At 44.6% G+C, this 19,865-nt stretch carries 17 protein-coding genes and 1 pseudogene; 4 read left to right on the top strand and 14 right to left on the bottom strand.

Annotated features, from left to right (window positions below; translation table 11 throughout):
* Positions 1-100: 100 nt before the first annotated feature.
* Positions 101-790: an LrgB family protein gene (locus tag RTR76_RS06830; RefSeq protein ID WP_312518294.1), complete on the bottom strand. Its 690-nt coding sequence runs from the start codon at positions 788-790 to the stop codon at positions 101-103.
* Positions 784-1,158, bottom strand: coding sequence for a CidA/LrgA family protein (locus tag RTR76_RS06825; protein ID WP_312518292.1), 375 nt, complete (start codon positions 1,156-1,158; stop codon positions 784-786). Before RTR76_RS06825 ends, RTR76_RS06830 begins: the two co-directional genes overlap by 7 nt.
* A 118-nt stretch (positions 1,159-1,276) precedes the next feature.
* On the opposite strand from RTR76_RS06825, the gene RTR76_RS06820 reads away from it, so the two are divergent.
* Complete coding sequence (locus tag RTR76_RS06820) at positions 1,277-2,170, top strand: LysR family transcriptional regulator (protein ID WP_312518290.1); 894 nt, start codon at positions 1,277-1,279, stop codon at positions 2,168-2,170.
* Positions 2,171-2,320: 150 nt separating this feature from the next.
* A complete protein-coding gene (gene htpG / locus RTR76_RS06815; protein WP_312518287.1) occupies positions 2,321-4,282 on the top strand; it encodes a molecular chaperone HtpG in 1,962 nt (653 codons plus the stop codon).
* Positions 4,283-4,322: 40 nt separating this feature from the next.
* Here the strand turns inward: htpG and RTR76_RS06810 are convergent, their stop codons facing one another.
* Positions 4,323-5,768, bottom strand: a complete 1,446-nt coding sequence (locus RTR76_RS06810) for an amino acid permease (protein ID WP_312518285.1) — start codon at positions 5,766-5,768, stop codon at positions 4,323-4,325.
* Positions 5,769-6,153: 385 nt separating this feature from the next.
* Positions 6,154-7,101, bottom strand: coding sequence for a transporter (locus RTR76_RS06805; RefSeq protein ID WP_312518283.1), 948 nt, complete (start codon positions 7,099-7,101; stop codon positions 6,154-6,156).
* Positions 7,102-7,245: 144 nt separating this feature from the next.
* Here RTR76_RS06805 and RTR76_RS06800 point away from each other — a divergent pair, with 144 nt between their 5' ends.
* Positions 7,246-7,812 carry a nitroreductase gene (locus tag RTR76_RS06800; RefSeq protein ID WP_312518281.1) on the top strand — a complete coding sequence of 189 codons (567 nt, stop codon included), beginning with the start codon at positions 7,246-7,248 and terminating at the stop codon, positions 7,810-7,812.
* Between the two features lie 320 nt (positions 7,813-8,132).
* The gene (locus tag RTR76_RS06795; RefSeq protein ID WP_312518278.1) at positions 8,133-10,382 is read left to right on the top strand and encodes a UvrD-helicase domain-containing protein; all 2,250 of its coding nucleotides are present in this window, start codon (positions 8,133-8,135) and stop codon (positions 10,380-10,382) included.
* A 63-nt stretch (positions 10,383-10,445) separates the two neighbouring features.
* On the opposite strand, the gene RTR76_RS06790 is transcribed toward RTR76_RS06795, so the two are convergent.
* The 10 genes and pseudogenes from RTR76_RS06790 to eutM all read right to left on the bottom strand — a co-directional run bounded on the left by RTR76_RS06790 (position 10,446) and on the right by eutM (position 19,660).
* Complete coding sequence (locus RTR76_RS06790) at positions 10,446-11,078, bottom strand: hemolysin III family protein (protein WP_312518276.1); 633 nt, start codon at positions 11,076-11,078, stop codon at positions 10,446-10,448.
* A gap of 135 nt (positions 11,079-11,213) precedes the next feature.
* Positions 11,214-12,650 carry an aspartate ammonia-lyase gene (locus tag RTR76_RS06785; RefSeq protein WP_312518273.1) on the bottom strand — a complete coding sequence of 479 codons (1,437 nt, stop codon included), beginning with the start codon at positions 12,648-12,650 and terminating at the stop codon, positions 11,214-11,216.
* 277 nt (positions 12,651-12,927) lie between these two features.
* Positions 12,928-13,698, bottom strand: coding sequence for a hypothetical protein (locus RTR76_RS06780; protein ID WP_312518270.1), 771 nt, complete (start codon positions 13,696-13,698; stop codon positions 12,928-12,930).
* 31 nt (positions 13,699-13,729) lie between these two features.
* On the bottom strand, positions 13,730-14,281 hold the full coding sequence (locus RTR76_RS06775) for a BMC domain-containing protein (protein WP_312518268.1): 552 nt from the start codon (positions 14,279-14,281) through the stop codon (positions 13,730-13,732).
* A 20-nt stretch (positions 14,282-14,301) separates the two neighbouring features.
* Complete coding sequence (locus RTR76_RS06770; protein WP_312518265.1) at positions 14,302-15,633, bottom strand: 4Fe-4S dicluster domain-containing protein; 1,332 nt, start codon at positions 15,631-15,633, stop codon at positions 14,302-14,304.
* A 28-nt stretch (positions 15,634-15,661) separates the two neighbouring features.
* Complete coding sequence (locus tag RTR76_RS06765) at positions 15,662-17,098, bottom strand: aldehyde dehydrogenase family protein (RefSeq protein WP_396144411.1); 1,437 nt, start codon at positions 17,096-17,098, stop codon at positions 15,662-15,664.
* A 27-nt stretch (positions 17,099-17,125) separates the two neighbouring features.
* Positions 17,126-18,097 carry a cob(I)yrinic acid a,c-diamide adenosyltransferase gene (locus RTR76_RS06760; RefSeq protein ID WP_312518260.1) on the bottom strand — a complete coding sequence of 324 codons (972 nt, stop codon included), beginning with the start codon at positions 18,095-18,097 and terminating at the stop codon, positions 17,126-17,128.
* A gap of 6 nt (positions 18,098-18,103) precedes the next feature.
* Positions 18,104-18,388, bottom strand: coding sequence for a EutN/CcmL family microcompartment protein (locus tag RTR76_RS06755; protein WP_312518258.1), 285 nt, complete (start codon positions 18,386-18,388; stop codon positions 18,104-18,106).
* Between the two features lie 303 nt (positions 18,389-18,691).
* A pseudogene (locus RTR76_RS06750) lies at positions 18,692-19,345 on the bottom strand (phosphate propanoyltransferase); the annotation flags it as partial.
* 33 nt (positions 19,346-19,378) lie between these two features.
* The gene (gene eutM, locus RTR76_RS06745; RefSeq protein WP_132075763.1) at positions 19,379-19,660 is read right to left on the bottom strand and encodes an ethanolamine utilization microcompartment protein EutM; all 282 of its coding nucleotides are present in this window, start codon (positions 19,658-19,660) and stop codon (positions 19,379-19,381) included.
* Positions 19,661-19,865 lie beyond the last annotated feature (205 nt).

Genomic DNA, 19,865 nt, shown 5'->3' with positions numbered 1-19,865 from the left:
CCTTGTAAATCGACTAAACAATAAAAAGCAAATGGGCTGTTTCAACTAGATTACAAAACCTAATTGATACAGCCCGCCTGCTTTTTTGTTATTAATTGTACTATCGCCAAAAATAAAAGCAAACAGGTACTAATAATGGAGCGGCCACTGTTGTAATCAACCCCATGAAAATCATAGACAGGCTGGCAATTGCCCCTTCCAGGACTCCCATTTCATACGCTTTCGATGTCCCTGTCCCATGAGCGCTTATGCCAAACATCATACCTCTGGTAACAGGCCGCTTAATGGAGCCCCATTTTAGCGCCGATGATGTCAATAATACGCCAAGCACTCCCGTAGCAATCACAAATACGGCGGTCATCGAAGGGTCCCCGCCTAAGACCTGAGCAACATTAATGGCCATCGGTGTAGTAATTGACCGCGGAGCCAGGCTAGTCGCAATCTGAGAATCAAGTCCCATTAATTCAGCTGCACTTACGGAAGTAAAAATAGCCACAATTGCCCCACCAGTTACGCTGATGATAAGCTCTGCAAGATATTTTCTAATGATTGCCCGGTATCTATACATCGGTACGGCAAAAGCAACTGTCGCCGGCTGCAGCATTAAGCTAAGCAGATGTCCGCCCTGGTCATAAGCCTTAAAGGAAATATGGGAAATAGTCAGCAGGGTAATCAAAATAATCGGACAAACAATAAGCGGTGATAGCAGCAGCATAGATGATCGCTGGTAAATAAGCTTAGCAATTCCATAAACAATAATCGTCAGCACCAGTCCAAATAACATTAACATGCCTTTTCCCTTCTTCCCCGGTAGCGACTGACCAGTTCAGTCGAAAATACTACAAAAAGCAGCACTGCTATGATACTGAAAACCAAAACAAACAGCAGCGCCCCTATTTTACTGGCAAATATATTCTCGTACTGCATGATCCCAATAGCAGAGGGGATGAAAAACAATAATAATTCAGCAATTAAAAAATTTGCTCCTGCCTCAACCCAGTCTAAAGCAATTACCTTGTACTCCAGTAATCCAAAAAGAATTGCCATGCCAACTAAATTTCCAGGAATGTCCATTCCACTCAGCTCGGAAAGGCTATTTCCAATTACACTAATACCACATAACAACAAAACCTGACCTGTAGTTTTCAAAAATTGCATATTTCCTCACTCCTGTCATGTTTAACAGTCTACAGCGGCTGGCAGGAATAATAAAATACTTGTAATATATAACAGCTATGCGTTAAAGCTATAATGCAGTTAGCATCGGAGGATTCATGTGGATATATTGCATTTAAGTTACTTTCTTGAAGTAGCCCGCCAAAAAAGTTTTACAAAAGCGTCACAAACTCTGCGTGTCAGTCAGCCCTCTATCAGTAAAGTAATTAAAACTCTTGAAAACGAATTAAATGTTACTCTCCTGGAGCGAACTGGGCGGGAGATTGAATTAACCGATGCCGGGAAAGCAGTTTTCGAAAAAGCGCAGCATGTTGTTCTGGAGTTTCAGGATCTCACCTCCGAATTAAGCGAAATATTTAACCTGCAGCGTGGCGAGATCACCATTGGTCTCCCCCCCATGGTGGGCGCACGCTTTTTCCCTAAAGTAATTGGCCTCTTCAGACAAACTTACCCGCATATTCAAATCAAATTAATTGAGGTTGGCTCAAAGCAAATCGAAAGAGGTGTTGAAGAGGGGACACTGGACATTGGTGTAATCGCCCTGCCGGCAAGCCTGGATGGGTTAGAAATTTTTTCTTTTGTGAATGAAGCATTATGCATTGTTTTGTACCGCGATCATCCACTTGCCGAAAAGCCTGAACTCACCTTATCGGATCTCAAGGAGGAACCCTTTGTGTTATATAAAGAGGATTTTTCTTTATATGATCACATTCTCGACCAATGCCAGGCCAGAGGCTTCCGGCCTGCTATTGCCTGCCAAAGCTCGCAATGGGATTTTATCGGAGAAATGGTAGGTGCAAAGCTTGGCATCGCCCTATTACCGGAAACAATCTGCAAGGGGTTAGACAGCGAGCGTTTCCGCTGCATCCCCTTAACAGATCCGGTTATTCCCTGGAAACTAGCTATTATCCGTAAAAAAAACCGTTACTTATCTTTTGCCGCCCGGGAATGGTTAAAATTCACTAAAAATTTCTTTTTGAAACAGGGTCAATAGTAAATAAGCTGTAAATTTTGCATATTTTGCTGGAAAAATAATTGATTTTACACAAATATCGCGTTATGATAGAAATAACGTTAGCACTCATTTAACTAGAGTGCTAACAATCGCTTATTCACTTAAAATTACTTAAAAAGGAGAATATGCATGACTGAACAAGCTATTACCAAAGAAACCAGGGAATTTCAGGCAGAAACCAAACAACTGCTGGATTTAATGGTTCATTCTATTTATACTAACCGGGAAATATTTTTACGGGAACTCATCTCTAATGCCTCTGATGCAATTGATAAGATTCGCTTTGAGTCATTAACAAATCAAGACTTACTCGAGAACAACCGTGATTTTGAAATTTTTATTGTTCCCGATGAAAACAGCCACACATTAACGATTTCTGATAATGGTATTGGCATGACCTATGATGAGGTAATTGAAAACATTGGTACAATTGCCAAATCAGGTACCAAAGCTTTTTTTGAAAAGCTCAAAGAGAACGAAGCAACTGCTGATCATGAGTTAATCGGTCAATTCGGCGTTGGTTTTTATTCAGCTTTTATGGTTGCTGATAAAGTAACCCTCCTGACGCGTGCTCCCGGCCAGGAGAAGGGCATTAAATGGGAATCAACCGGTGATGGTACATATACGATTGAGGAAATTGACAAACCGCAGCGCGGAACTACGCTTACCCTAAGCCTAAAACCAGAGTTTCACTCCCCTGAAAAGCCGGAGCAAAACTTCTTAACGACCACCAATATTCAATCCCTAATAAAAAAATACTCCGACTATATCCGCTACCCCATTAAAATGAATTTTGTAATAGAAGAGCGTGAACGCGATGCAGAGGGCAAGGTTATTGAAGATGCACCGGTAAAAGAAGTTATAGAGTTACGTACGTTAAACTCCATGACGCCGTTGTGGACAAAGAGCAAAGCCTCCATAACGAATGAAGAATATCACGATTTCTACAAAAATCTGTTCCACGACTGGGAAGAACCTTTGGAAATTCTTCATAACAAAGCAGAAGGCGCTGTTGAATACACGTCACTCTTGTTTATTCCTTCTCATGCTCCTTATGACTTCTATGATCGCGAGGCTGCTGCCGGTATCCGGCTTTATTCAAAACAAATTTTCATCATGGACAACTGTAAGGACTTATTGCCTGAATACCTGCGCTTTGTCCGAGGCTTAGTTGATTCACCTGACTTTTCCTTAAACATTTCCCGGGAGCTTCTGCAGCACAGCAGTCAGCTAAAACTAATCGGCAAGAATTTGGAAAAGAATGTCCTCAAGGCATTGACTGGCCTATTAAGCAAAGACCGCCCAAAATACGAAAAATTTTGGAAAGAATTTGGCAGGGCAATTAAAATCGGTGTTTATTCCGATTACCAAAGCAGAGAAAAGTTAAAAGATTTGTTATTATTCTCCTCCTCCCGCTCAGCCGAAGAACTGACTACCCTGGATGAGTACTTGCAGCGTATGAAAGAAAACCAAAAATCGATCTATTATGCTACCGGCAAAGATCAGGCCTCGGTAGAGCGCCTGCCTCAGCTGGAGCTGCTGCGTGAAAAAGGAATTGAAGTCCTTTATCTGTTTGACCAGGTAGACGAATTTGCTATTGACGCTTTACGGGAATACAAAGAAAAGAATTTCCAGTCCGTCAGCCGCGGGGATTTGAATCTTGACGAAATCGATACAGAAGAAAGCAAAAAAGATACCGAAGCTCTTGCCAAGGAAAATGAAGGATTGATTAAAGCAGTAAAAGAGCACTTGAATGGTAAAATTGCTGATGTTAAAATTAGCAGCCGTTTAAAATCAAGCGCAGTTTGCCTAGTCAGTGACAATAGCGGCATCAGCCTCTCTATGGAACAGATTCTGGCCGAAATGAACAAGACTATGTTCAAAGCGAAACGTATTCTTGAACTTAATCCTGATCACGAAGTATTTGCTGCACTTAAGAATCTATATCAAACTGCTCCTGATTCGGAAGCCTTCCAGGATTATTGCGATTTGCTTTATGTTCAGGCCATGCTGATTGAAGGTCTGCCGCCAGAAGATCCAATTGGTTTTGCAGATAAAATGTCCCGTCTAATGGCCCGTACAAGAAGCTAAATATAAAAGCGTTGCCCTGCTTTCTGCAAGGCAACGCTTTTTATTCTTGTTCGTGAATATTCTTTTTTTGTTCAATTTTAGACTGATCAGGCGCCAGTTCCTCAGCGGTTTCAAATTGAAGCTGCTCCCCGGCAACTCCGAGTGCACTTGCTGCTCTTTTATGATAGAACTTTTGACCAATATAAATTCCTGAGAACAGAAGAACTAAACCCATTCCAGCCGCAAGACCCGCTCCCTGCCCCGGAATAAGAGGCATACTGGCAATGATTAATATGCAGCTTGCCAAAGCCAGCCACGAAGTATAGGGGTAGCCGGGAAGCTGGCACTTGCCATCAGGTGAGCAGCCATGTTCCTTACGAAACTTATAATGAGAGGCTAGAATAACTACATAGGCAAAAAGCAGGGAAAACCCACCTGAGCTGACAAGAAAAAGATAGACCTGCTGAGGAAGAAAGAAACCCATTCCCAGCGCCGTCAACATGGCAGCCCCTGAAAACAGAATTCCCTTGCGTGGTATATCACCCGAATCCTTCACCCAGTCAGGCGCATGTCCCTCCTCGGCCAGCGAACGGATCATCCGGCCCAGACCAAACATGGCGGCAAGCATAGTGGAAAGAATAGCAGTCACTAAAACAATATTCATAGCCGTACCTGCCCAGCCAAGATTCCACTGGTCCAAAGCCAAGACCAACGGACTTTCAGTGGTACTTAAAGCAGCAGTTGGAATAAGCGGCAATAAAATAAGTACTGCAGTAATATACAGACCTGCCAATCCTGCAATCGTATAGGAAATTGCTTTAGGAACCGTTTCGGCAGGATTAGCAGTCTCCGAAGCTGCCAGGCCAATAATTTCAAATCCCGCATAGGCAAACATAACAATTAACATACTTCCGGCAATACCTGCTATTCCCTGGGGAAACCAGGGTTCTGCTAACAATGCCCCTGCACCCACACGCTGCCCTGTACCATTAAAAACGCCGCTGATTAAAGCGACACCTACCACAACAAAGCCGACAATCGCCAGCAGCTTTACAGCCGCCAGCCCGCTTTCTAGCTTGCTTAACTTATCAGCACCAAGCAAATTTAGAAAAGTCACGCCAATAATTACGGAAGCTCCCAATAAGGGTACCGACAATGCTGGAAACCATTTTTGCAGGATAATGGATACTGCAGCAGCTTCACTGGACATGGCAAGTACCATGCCGCTCCAATATACCCACCCTACTACAAATCCCAGTCCAGGCCCATACGCTTTTTGCGCAAATGTGCGGAATGAACCGGGAGCAGGATCGGCGACTGTCATTTCTGACAGGGCAAAGAGAATAACATAAACCAAAGCGCCTGCCAGCAAATAGGAAATCAGGATTGCAGGACCTGCTGCCTGAATAGCAACTGCTGATCCAAGAAAAAAGGAGCCGCCGATAACTGTTCCTAAAGCCATCATTGTCAATTGCCAGGCTGACAATCCTTTATCGTTTTTCTCCAAGGTGAAACCTCCCGGTAAAAGAATACTCATTAAAAAAGTATCTCCCGCTTGAGGCCAAGTTATGAAAAAGTAAACGGACTGCCTCACTAACGAATGAGGCAGTCCCTATTTTTGTTGTTCTAATTCCTTCGTATCTATTCCTCATTTTTTCGGCCCTTCTGGAAATAGCCGGTCCGAAGGATGGCAACTTGCCGGCTTACGTTAAGAAATTCGTACTGTTTGAGCGATAGCGAGTTTACGAATTTTAGTAAGCCGACAAGTTGCCAAGGCTATTGGAAGACAGGCCTAAAATTTTTGCCTACTTTTGTTTCGATGACAAAAGTAGAAAGCCGGGCTTTTTCACTCATCTCTTTGCTGGTACATACAAAAAAGCGTTTTGCCCCTTTTATTGCAAATGAAGCCACAAAAACAACAAGGGAAACTCCACTAGCAGAAATACCACTGTCGTAAGTACAAAAGCAGCCATGGCAATATTCAAATTAAGATGATGAATCTTTGCAGCTACCACAGCATTAATGGCAGTTGGCATACAGGCCAGTATCAGAATGGTATTGCGTGCTATTTCATCAGTAAAAACAAGCATTGCTAATAAGTAAGATATAATCGGAGTAACGATAAATTTAATCGGAATAAGATCTAAGATTCCTGTATAGCAGGTCCGCATTTGGCAAAAGTCAATAGAATAGCCTATAGGCAGCAAAGCTGTCCATGCACCGAGGTGCACCAGAGGATCAACTAATTGTCCTGCCAGCTCAGGACGGGGAATATCGGCGAAACTAAGCAGCAGACCTATTGCCATCCCAACAACCGGCAGTTGGGTACGATTTAAAAACATTGCCGCAAGAGATTGCCTTTCCTGACATTGTTGAACGCTCTTCTGGTAATAATAGTGTGCTAAAGGAAAGCAAAACATAAAGGTAATCACCGTCTGCAGCAATACGACTAATTGGGTGTATGCAAATCCGGTTTCACCATACAGGATAAAAGCGCATAATCCCCCAAGCGTACCTACGTTAGACAGCATGGCACAAATAATATAGGTTCCTTTGTCCAGTTCGTCGGTATACTTACTCTTGACCCGCAAATAAGCGATTGCCCCGGGAATGAGACTGAGTAAGATACCGAATACAGGAAACCAAATTAGTTCATAGTGCAAAGAAAGCACCCAAAAGGTCAAAACCGATAAGACCGGATAGATGATACAGATGTTACTGTCAATCATTTTTTGAAAAAAGCCTTCATAGCTTCTATTGTGATACTTGCACAGATACCCCAGCACTAACGGCAAAACAAGATCAATAATTATATAAGCCAATTTTACTTTAATGTCCACAACTTTTTCTCCTACTGCAGTTTCCTGCTAACCCTATTGTACAATACCATCCACGGGAAGCTGGTCAATTGAGAATTACTTTTGCAGGATATCCTCACCTGCCTGCGTATATAATAGAAAGAGATGATTAGGAGGCCTGATTGCATGATTGCTAATGATACTATTCATACCATAATAACCCGGCGCAGTACTCGCAGCTTTACTGATGAGCAAATAAAGGAGGACGAACTTCAAAGCGTTTTAGAGGCTGGCTTGTATGCCCCAAGTGCGATAAACCAACAAGCCTGGCACTTTACTGTAATTCAAAATAAAGAATTGCTCAACTGGCTGAATGAACATGCAAAGGAAACTGCTAAGACCTTTGATAATGAGCATATCCGCGCAATGGCCCATAATGAAAAACTACATATTTTTTATGGAGCGCCTACAGTAATTCTTGTATCCGGCAAAGAAGACGCTACCTCAATTGAATCAGACTGCGCCGCAGCTAATCAAAATATGCTGCTTGCTGCAGAATCCATCGGTCTGGGCTCGTGCTGGGTGAACTTAATCCTCTTCCTCTTTCAACATCCTGATGCTAAAAAATATATGCAGGAATTAGGGATTCCCGCTGGTTATAGACCAATTTGCTCCGTAGCTCTTGGCTATAAAAAAGTTAATACCGTTAATACACCCGCCCGAAAACCGAACCGGATTAATTATATTCGATAATCCAGAGCTGAAACAGGCAGGTATAATCCTGCCTGCTTTCTTTTTTGGCAATAGAGAAACCCTGCGGCAAACCGCAGGGTTGTTATTGAATATTCACTAGAAATGATGAAAGAATAAGCAATAAAGAGCATTACTTGCCGGTACTGCTGTTCTGGGCAGAATATAAGCATCTATGATCATTGTATTTTACTAGAAATCCTGCTAGTATATAAGTCTGCATATTTTGATTTCATTCATAATAATCCAAAGTAATTATACAGCGAGAATCAGCCCCTTGTCAACTTCGTTTCCTTCCATTCTGTAAAATCGGAGGCCCTATCATGAACGATCAAGAACGGCAAGCCGAATTACGGCGACTTGATATGACGCTTGAAGAAATAGAAAAACAACTTCTGATAAGTGACAAAGATTGCTACACCCAGGAGGCCGAACTTAGAGCTTCTTTGCAGAGCTACTGGGATTATGGCGGCAGCAATGCTGTCGATGAAGCGCAACTAGTCGAAACTGTTGACCGCCAGCGCGCGCTTACTGCAGTTACCCATGGAACTGCCCAAAAGCTTAGAAAAATGATTAATTCCCCTTATTTCGGGCGAATTGATTTTATTGAAGAAACTCCCGGTTATCAGGAGCAAACTGAACAGATTTACATAGGAATTTCTACTCTTACGCATAAAGAAACAGGAGAATTTCTCGTTTATGACTGGCGGGCGCCTGTTTCAGGCATGTTCTATGATTTTGGTCTGGGAAAAGCCTGGTATAATTGCCCTGCCGGAATTATCAATGGATCTATTACGCTAAAACGGCAATATAAAATTACCAACCGTCACATGGAATATATGTTTAATGCCGACTGGAAAATAGATGATGAAGTTTTGCAGGAAATTTTAGGTAAAAGCGCTGACGATAAAATGCATACCATCGTTAATAGTATTCAGCGTGAGCAAAACCAGATCGTTCGTGACGAAACGCATCGTGCTCTCTTTGTGGAAGGGCCAGCTGGCAGTGGTAAGACGTCTGTTGCTTTGCACCGTATAGCCTTTCTGCTTTATCGGGACAGGGATAAAATCACTTCTAAAAACATTCTAATTCTTTCGCCCAACCATCTGTTCAGCGATTATGTATCAAATGTTTTGCCTGAACTGGGAGAGGAAAATGTTCCTCAAATGACTTTTCAGGATTATGTGTCTCAATCAGCAGCAAACCTCTCCTTACAGTTTGAAACTCGCTCCGCGCATTTAGAGCATATTTTTGCAAGTTCCGATGATGAAGCATCGCAAATCCGCTCTGCCGGTATCCGCTTTAAGTCCTCCGGTATTTTTGATCAGGCTTTACAGGAGTATTTAAACTGGATTCAAACCAGCCTGGTTAATGAGTATCCCGATATTGAAATTCAAGGTGAAATTATTTTTACGCAAAATGACTGGAAACATTATTTCTTGGACAGTTACTCTACTATGCCTGTTACAATCAGGCTTGAGAAAATTCGCGAACTAATTCAGATTCGCATGCGTCCTTTCGTCCATGCACTGCGTGAAGAGAAAGAGGCCGCACTAATTGCAGGCGACGAAGAAGTAAATGAAAAGGTGATTAAAGCGATGGCCAGAATTCAAGCCAGGCAGCAGCTTCAACCACTAATTGATAAAGTTGACCGTCTCACCAGCCTTAATCCTCTCGAGGAATATCGCCGCCTATATTCTAAAAACAGCCGGCTTATTCAATTTTTGGCTAATAAGCTGCCTGCAAAGTGGCATGCTATTCGTAAGCAAAGCCTGGCCTTTATGAATCAAGGTATCCTGCCTTATGAGGATATTCCTCCCTTTCTCTATTTCCAAGGTATTCTACAAGGTTTTGCAGCCAAACCGGATATTAAGCATTTGGTAATTGATGAGGCTCAAGACTATACCTCGCTGCAATATAAAATAATGGTAAATTTATTTCCTAATTCTTCCTGGACAGTTGTTGGCGACCCCGCACAAACACTCCATCCTTTTTTACATACAGCGCCTTTTAATACAGCCAGTACTATTATCAATATAGAAAAGCAGTTCATGGTCCGTCTTACCCGCAGTTACCGGTCCACAAAGCAGATTCAAGACTTTTGCCAATCTTTACTGCCTTATAAGACCGAAGTGGAACCCATCAACCGGCCAGGTCCTTTACCAACTGTATGTTTTGCTGAAACTCCTGAAGAATCGTCAGAAATGCTGCTTAAAACAATCCGGCAACATATAGCAGATGGCTGGAATTCTATCGGAATTATTTGCAAAAGCACCGCTGAGTCAGAAATGCTTTTTGCTGAGCTGAAAGACCACATTAGACATTTGCAGCTGGTAACCAGTGAAGATGATCAATTCCCGCGCGGAATTGTTATTATGCCCTCTTATCTTGCCAAAGGCCTGGAATTTGACGCTGTTTTGGTTATTAATGTTGATGAAAGCAATTATAACCGCACAGAAGAACGGCATATCCTCTATACTATCTGCACAAGAGCGCTCCATCGCTTAAACCTTTTTTATCAGGGAAAAATCTCCCCGTTTATCAGCCAGCTCGATAAGGCTTTGTATAAATAAAAAGAGATGTCTCAGAATAAGGTCTTAAACCTTATTTGAGACATCTCCTTTTTTGTTTGCTGTCTATGAACCTGCAACAGGTACAGGCAGGACATAATAAAACACCGTTATAAAATGGGCAGCGCTTCCGGCAATTACAAACAGGTGCCAAACCATATGGTTATAGGGAAGTTTTCGCCAGAGATAGAATATAGCTCCCACTGTGTAGAAGAGTCCGCCGGCAATCAGCCAGTATAGTCCGGCAGTTGGCAAAGCTGCTGCAAGGGGCTTAATAAACACGACGATAAACCATCCCATGGCAATGTAGCATAATGTTGACAGCAAATTAAAACGCTTTACAAAAAAAACTTTTAATATAACCCCGATACACGCCAGACTCCAAACTACACCAAAAACGGTCCAGCCTAGAGTTCCATGGAGTAACACCAGTGTAAACGGCGTATAGGTGCCGGCAATCAACAGATAAATCGCCGCATGATCAAAGATTTTAAAAATATGTTTGAGCCTTTCGCTTGTAAAGCTGTGATACAGCGTAGAAGCCAAGTATAACAGAACCAGCGAAGTGCCATATATACTGAAACTGACAATGTGCCATACCGTACCATGAAGATAAGATGATACGACCAGTGTAATAAGACCGGCTAAGGCAAAAATTGCACCTACACCGTGTGTAACGGCATTCATTATTTCTTCCATAAAGCCTCCTACCCCCATTGGGACTTGTTCTGCTTCTATTATAGCATAGCTTCTCCAAGAATATGGTTTTCACTCAGAAAAACCTTCCCAAGATAAGATAACAGCAGTATATACAGATTAGATTTTAGCTATTTATTATACTGCCTTTTCCCCACGTTCTTTAAGATCAAGCAAAAGAAATTCTTTTCCTGCAATACCCGGCTTAGTCATTTCTTCCGGCGATAAAATAACTTCTAGCCGTTCGGCTGGAACCAAGTTCTGAGCAATAATAATCTCCTTCACCGGTATACCACTTGCTAAGGACTCACGAGAGATAGCACACGCCTTCTCATACCCAATATGAGGTGAGATCGCGGTAATAACGCCGATACTATTATCGACCATTTCCTGACATCGTTCTAGATTAGCTCTAATGTTAGTAATACAATTATAATTCAGCGCACGGATTGCATTAGTCAAGAATTCAATAGAATTAAAAAGATTATAAGCAATCACTGGCTCCATGACATTTAGTTCAAATTGGCCAGCTTCAACAGCTAAGCTGATAGTTAAATCATTGCCACAAACCTGGAAAGCAACCTGATTAACCACTTCGGGTATTACTGGATTAATTTTACCTGGCATAATAGATGAGCCTGGCTGCATAGCCGGAAGCAAAATCTCATTGAACCCGCATTTAGGGCCTGATGCCATTAACCGTAAATCATTAGCTATTTTTGATAATGCCAGTGCACTGACTTTAAGAGCGCTGGAAAATTCGGCCAAATCGTCCGTATTCTGCGTAGCATCAACCAGATTTGGTGACGACACAAAATTCTCACCTGTCAGTATCCCAATTTGCCGGACTACTTCCTGGACATATTCGGGCTCGGCATTTAATCCGGTCCCTACTGCTGTCGCTCCCATATTGATGCAGTATAACTTAGCCATAGCCGCTTTTACCCGTTTAGCAGCCCTGTTAACAACGCTCGCATACGCATTAAATTCCTGTCCCAGCGTAATGGGAACAGCATCTTGAAGGTGGGTCCGGCCCATTTTTAATACACGGGAGAATTCCTCTGCCTTACAGGATAAAGAATCTCCTAAATTAACGATTTCCTTAATTAGATGATTAGCTTTTCCAATAGTGGCAATACGGATCGCCGTGGGAATAACATCATTAGTTGACTGAGACATATTTACATGGTTATTGGGTGACACAATTTCGTAAGCGCCCTTCTTACCACCAAGCTTTTCTATTGCAAGATTAGCTATTACTTCATTGACATTCATGTTTATAGAAGTCCCTGCACCGCCCTGTATACTATCAGCGACAAACTGTTCATGCCATTTTCCATTAATAATCTCTTCGGATGATTGGACAACTGCTGTGCCGACATCGAGTGGTAATTGTCCTGTCTTGACATTCGCCTTGGCTGCCGCCTTTTTAATAATAGCTAAGGCAATAATAAAATCCCGGTTTATCTTATGACCGGTAATCGAAAAATTATGGACAGCACGTTTTGTTTGAACTCCATAGTATGCGTCATCCGGCAAGTTCATTTCTCCCAAAAAGTCGTGTTCTGTACGCATAAACCACACTCCCAATCAAAATATTGAAATAATCCTGTATAATGTACATTGTATACATTATACAGGATTATTTCAAATAAGATTTTTTACTTCCCCTAAAACCCTCTTTCCCCCAGTCTACTATCATTAGCATTCTGCTGCGAAATACGAACTTCATATCACAGGCAATACGTTTTTTAAAACATCTCGGTACAAAGAAACCGTTCCTTTTAACGAAAAGACGCCTAACTATCTATAAATAGCTAAGCGTTTTGCTGTTTTATAACGGCTATCCGGTTCAACTTAAGAAAACAAGTACAATTGTAGTTAGTGTTGCGATCGTAATGGCCGGAGGATCAACATGTGTGTTGCCGCTGTTAAAGGTCTTACCAACAAAATCACCAAGAAAGGCTCCTAATATACCAAATAACGCACCAAGCCACAGATTGCCGGTTGCTGCTGCAGCAACTGCCGCCGGCAGAGCGAGATGATGTGTAACAGGGCCAACTCCCATAAATTGAACTAAAATCAGGCTTGTTGCCGCTATGCCAAAGCCAAGAATAACATTCTTTGTGACAATCGTCGCGTAAGCTGAAATTAAGCCTACCCCCAGCCCCAGCACGAGAAGTGCTGCCGCTGAATTCTTATCAGGCAGTGTATACGATCCAAACAATTTCCCATTGCCAAAAACGAGTCTGGCAATAATTCCTGATATTCCAACTGTTAAAGCAACCGTATCTGTTGGAACAGCGGCACCGGCAAGTAATTTTTGCATGATAAGTCCACCGGCACCGAATATTCCGCCAATTAGAAGTACAGGTCCGTTATTAAACTTTATTAAGGGAGTCAAAATATCATTCCCCGCCACAATATCCTTCTTACCTGCGTAGGCTGCTGCCGCTACACCGGCAGCAAAAGAAATATGGGGACCAAAATAAGGACCAAAGGCCATCTCCGGATTATTGATTAAGACGAGAATGCCGCACATGATAAAGGCAGGAAGTCCGCCAACTGCTGCGGCAAATACACCGCCGCCGAAGGCTGCCGCTAACTCATTGAAAGCAAACACGATTCATCTCTCCCTTTCATCTGATTACCTTTTAGAACAATGATGCATGCAGTCCCCGATGGGGAGCTGCAATAACCAGTTGATCAACCAAAAACCCGCTGTCCTCTATTGCTCCTCCGCCGGCTCGCACGGCAGCGGTCACAGCACCGACTTCGCCACTTAGCGAGACGACCGCTTTTCCACCCATTCCCCGGGCTAATCGCACTTCCAAAAGATCAACGGCAGCCGCTTTGACTGCTTTGTCCGCTGCCACAATTGCTGACGCAACAGAATAACTCTCTATAATGCCGAGAGACTTAATTTGTTTAACCTCTGTGCAGCCTGAGAGTGCCGGAAAAACACTAGGGTGTATATTAGGCAGCACAAATTCATCAACGATATTTTCTGAACCGCCTGCTGCCAGTCCGCTGCGCACTGCGCTTTGTACCGCGCCTACGTCGCCGCTGACCATTACGACATATTTTCCCGGACACAAGGGCTGGGCCAGAATTAATTCAACATTTGCCGCTTTCAACATGGCATCGGCAACTAAAATGCCTTTTGTTATATTTTTTATCTCCAGTAGTCCAATAGCATGTTTCATTTTCTTTTCCCCCTGCTGCCTTACATAGCCCTGATGACAATTCCGTCACCTACCGACACGATCTTGCCGGATATACTGGCATGAACATTTGCGCTAACTGCGGCTCCGTCGGGAATAGTTCCAATTATATCGCCTTTCTGCACAAGCCCTCCTACCTCTACCACGGTTCCTGCAGGTGCGCCAATATGCTGAGACATCGGAATTTGCACTTCATATACCGGAAATACAGGTGACTCCAATGGTGCTTTGACGTCGTATCTATCAAGCCCCAGCCGGTATAGCAGCCTTTTTGTCGGAATGCGCCGGTATTCACGTACCCCTGAAACGGCAGCAGGTACCGCATGATGGGGGTTACGAATACCTGCTTTGGATAACTGACGCTTTAGTTCGGCATTGACCCGCCGGGGAGATAATCCCATCGTACAGCCAAATGTGTCACAGGCACCGCATTCTGAACATAAGAAAGCTTTGGTCAGCACCTCTGTCTCTTTCAATTGTCCTCTGCCGATTGCCTGCATAATGCGATGAGGCTGCAAGCTGTGACCCAGGAGATGGCGGGGACAGGCATCAGTACAGGCCATACAGTTACAGCATACTGCCTTGGCCCGGTTAGCAATGATATTCCACGGCATACTTTTTTCCGTAACTAAGGAGTGATCTGTAGGCAGTACGATTATACCACCTGTTGTTTTAGTAACAGGTGCATCGGGTGTAGTTAATCTGCCCATCATCGGTCCGCCGTCTATCACGGCATATTCACCAATATAAGCCCCTCCGGCTACAGCAATCACTTCGCCAATCGATAAACCAACAGGCACTTTAACTGTCATCGGCCTGCGGACGGCACCGGTAATGGTAACATATTTTTCAATAACCGGCTTTCCTTCCAGCGCCTGGGTAATATTAACAAGTGTCTCCACGTTGGTTACTACTACTCCCACATTGAGCGGTATCCCGCCTTCCGGCACTATGCGCCCTGTAATTTCATGAACTAGCACCTGCTCATCACCGGCGGGATAGAAATCGGGAAGATAAAACAGCTCAATTTCTTTTTCACCCATTTGCTCAAGAACAGTGGAAATACTCTGCACAGCGGCCTCATACTTACGCTTTAAGCCAATGTAACCGCGTCTGGCACCGGTAACCAGCATAACTGTTTTTAAGCCGATAATCACCTTGGTGCTTTCAGCTGCCATAATATGCTGATGTGCTCGCAGCAGCGGCTCACATTCCGCCCCGTTTGCAATAACGACATCGACAGCGGCATTGATCTTTAAATGGGTGGGGAAACCGGCTCCACCGGCTCCCACCACTCCAGCTGCCTTAACGGCAGCAATAATTTCCTCTCTCATCGTCCCACCTGCTTCCTTCCTGTAGCCACTAAACGATGGAAAATGCATCAACAAGCACGCACCGGCGCTGCCGGGTAAAACTCCGGGGAGAAGTTAATCCTTCTCCGGTCGGCCCGGCAATTGTAAAGGTGGTAAAACCTTCGCCGCCAACTCCGATACCGGCAAAAGACGGGGCGTTTTTTACAAATATGGTCGTTTCCACTGCTTTGGCAAAACGGGTAAGATGATCTACATTCTTAGAATGCATAATGGCTGTATGCCGGTTACCATGTTCTACCTTTACCGCTAATTCAATAGCAGCGTCAATATCTTTCACTTGAACCACAGGCAGTACGGGCATCATCAATTCTTCAATCACAAAGGGATGATCGGCCTCCGTTTCACAGAGAGCGACACGTACGCTGTCAGGCACTGCAACACCAATTTTGCTTAATATGTATTGAGCATCCTTGCCAACGTAATCTTTATTAATACCATACGATTTTTTCGGCTTTTCCGTGCAGCCTGCGGCCATTTGCTCTACTTTCTCTGTCAGAATAACAGGTATCAGCCGCTTAACTTCCTCCGGTGATAAGAGATAGGCGCCATATTTTTGCATATAACTGATCAACTGATCAGCAATACGGCCCACAGCTATGACTTCCTTTTCGGCGATACAAGGAAGATTATTATCAAACGAGCAGCCCGCAATTATATCTCTAGCCGCTTTCTCAATATCTGCCGTTTCGTCAACGACAGCGGGTGGATTGCCTGCACCGGCACCAATTGCTTTTTTTCCGCAGGACATAACAGCCTTTACAACTGCCGGCCCTCCGGTGGCAACAAGCATATTGATTCCGCTGTGATTCATCATGGCATTGGTCGCTTCAATAGAAGGCTGTGCAATCGCAGTCAGCAGATTTTGGGGGCCTCCTGCTTTAACAATTGCCTCATTAAGCAGCCTGATTGTCCTAAGAGAAGTATTTTTAGCTGTCGGATGGGGACTGAAAACTACGGCATTGCCTGCAGCAATCATCCCTATTCCATTACAAATAACCGTTTCCGACGGATTAGTGGTGGGTGTAATCGAACCAATTACACCATAAGGAGCCATTTCTAGAAGCGTTAACCCCCGGTCTCCTGTCCAGGCTTCTGTACGAAGGTCTTCGGTGCCGGGAGTCTTTTGTGCTGCCAGCTTATTTTTCACTGTTTTATCCGCCATGCGTCCCATCCCTGATTCGTGAACAGCCATCTCAGCCAACTCGGCAGCATGTTCGCAAATGGTCTGGCGCATAGCCCCAATTAACTCTTCCCGTTTTTCAAGTGACAACATTTTTAATTGCTTATGAGCAATACGCGCCGCAGAAACTGCCTCGTCGATGGTGGCAAAAATTCCGCTGCCATACGTGTCGTCTGTACCCTGTTCCTGCATTCTCGCAATAATTTTTGATGTAATTTGCGCTATTAATTGTTGATCAAGCATGATCTGTTCCTCCCTCCGGTTTAACCGTTATTACCATGCGGCCAAACCAGCTTTGGCTACAATACTATCTTCTTCCACCGTACCGCCGCTTACACCGATCGCCGCGGCAATTTTGCCATCTGCAAAAATCGGAATACCGCCGCCAAATACGATAAAGCGTCCGTTATTGGCAGTATTCAGGCCATACAGTTCCTGGCCAGGCTTTACTGCCAGAGCAGCCTGCTCGGTAGATGTCTTAAGGGCTACCGCCGTATATGCTTTGTCCAGCGCAAGAGAAATACTTGCCAGCAAGGCATGGTCCATGCGATGTTGGGCAATGAGATTGCCACCATCATCAACCACTGCAATTACCATAGGAACACCAAGCTCCAGCGCTTTTTGTTCGGCTGCAGCAATCACTTTTTTGGCCTTATCAAGTATTTTTTCTGTTCTTTCCTGTTTGTTGCCGCGCAGTTCTTCCACCACACCATTCGTAACTGCCGCAATCAGATCTTGCTGCTCAACACACCGCGCCAGTACAAATAATAAATCCGACAAACGGTTTAAGTATAAGGCCACACTTTTGGGTACGATGGCCGTTCGGCTGATCTCTACAACAAACCGTTCAGCGCGGCGTACAATTGTGCGGGCCAAGTCCAGTGCTGAGCTAGAGGTGGTTGCTCCCGGTGTAATAAAATAAGCCTGTGGAATACGCCTTTCATCGAGTAAGTCAATCGTCTCCTCCAGCTTTTTCACATGCCCGTCCGTAATCCTCGGTAAATTGCCTTCTACAGCCCCTTCGGTAGCCAGGTCGGCATTCAATTGTATTAAATCCCGCTGCAGCCCGTAAATGATATCGCTTGCCCAGGACTTATCCGACATATACGATCTTGCCAGACCCATAGCGGCGTTCGCTTCGTCCACCGTACCATAGGCATGGACCCGGATATGGTCTTTGCCGACCCGTTGCTTACTCAGCAAGCTGGTTTGTCCGTCATCACCTGTTTTGGTATATACTTTCATGATCCGTTACTCCCCCAGTAAGTCTTTATTGATTTCAATGCTGTCAATGATCCCGACTATCGCCGCATCTACAGCAGCCTGGGGCTTACCGACTACATGACGGGCAGAGCTGCCTTCCACAACAAGCACTGTTTCGCCCGTCCCTGCTCCGATGGTATCAACAGCAACCACCGGTGTACGTTTTGTATTGGCGCAGAGCTCAATAGGCCGTACAATGAGCAGTTTACTGCCTGTCAAGCTATCATCTTTCGGTGTGGCAACCAATGTGCCTATTACCATTCCTACCCACATACGAATGCATCCTTTCTTTACCTTGCATCAGCAATCGCCAGATATGAGCTCCATGTTGCAATCTCTGGCAACATCACGTGCCAAGGGAGTGATGATGCCGCCTTTAGGAATAATAAGGGTTTTAGTACCGTTCTTTGCTGCTGACATAACGGCCTGTGCGTCAATAACGGTCTTTGCTGCTGCCGGTACAGCCTTCGTATTTCCTTTCCACTTCACGCAGCTGTGCGTTTCTGGCGCTGACTGACTTGCCGACACAACGGTGATATCGCAGGTCTCAAGCTTTGTCCGCTGCCCACCATCCACCTCCCCACCTTGCCGCAAGGTAACGGTATCACCGTTTTTCAGTCCTACAGCATTGGCTTCATCGGTGTCAATATGAAATTCCAACCGGAAATCTGCTCCGGTCCGTACCAGGACATTATGAAACGTCCCGCCCCGTATACCGCCAAATTCTACCGTCACCCGGTCTTTATCGGCAACACCAAGCTTTTCGGCATCAGCTTCCTCCATATGGATGTGCCGGGCCGCACAAATAACGCCCTGTTTAAGCGTTACCGCACCGGCAGGTCCAACCACAACAATACCTGCTGAGCCTTCTATATCCCCGGAGTCCCGCACAGGCGGCACAATCCCCAGGCTAAATCCATCCGTGCGGGATAATTCGATCTGGGTAAAGCTGCGTACCGGCCCTAATACCCGGACCGCACGAATCACTCCTTTAGGACCTACTAAGGTCACAGTCTCCTTAGCTGCGAATTCTCCGACCTGTTTCAGATCTTTGTCATGAGTCAATGCGTAACCAGTGCCGAATAGTGTTTCCAGGTGACTGGCAGAGAGGTGAATATGGCGGTTGGAGATACCGACAGGAATGGCCGGTATTGTGCTGACGGTCGTCTTAGTACCGATTGCCAGCAATACCTTTTTAACGATTTCATCGATCATTTCCCGCTCCATCATCTCACCTCTGTTGCCTTAGTTTTTTAACTTTTTTTATGCATCGAGCTTGGGAAGAATTTTTTCTATGTCCACATGAGGTCTGGGGATAACGTGCACAGACATCAATTCGCCAACCCGCTGAGCTGCAGCTGCACCGCTGTCGGTAGCAGCCTTAACTGCACCTACGTCTCCGCGAACCATAACGGTTACCAACCCGGAACCGATTTTCTCATAGCCCACCAGGATAACATTGGCTGCTTTTACCATCGCATCAGCAGCTTCAATTGCACCTACTAACCCTTTTGTCTCTACCATTCCTAAAGCCTCTCCACGCATATTATTCATCCTCCTTGTTATTTTTGTCGTAATGCAGGCAGGTCAGTTTGGATTCTCCTTTTCTGCGCTGGCAGGCAGGATCACCACAAAGATTACACGTATAACTCCATTTTTTGCTTTCCTCAGCTTTTTCGCTCTGGCCATTATCGACCGGCTCTTCTGCCGTCTGCACCGGAGACTCAACTAAAACAGGCTCCTCCGGTTT

It is taken from the genome of Anaerospora sp. (assembly GCF_032013335.1).
GTDB lineage: Bacteria > Bacillota > Negativicutes > Sporomusales > DSM-15969 > Anaerospora.
Note: the sequence above shows the minus strand (reverse complement) of the source record. Positions and strands in the feature narration are given on the sequence as shown.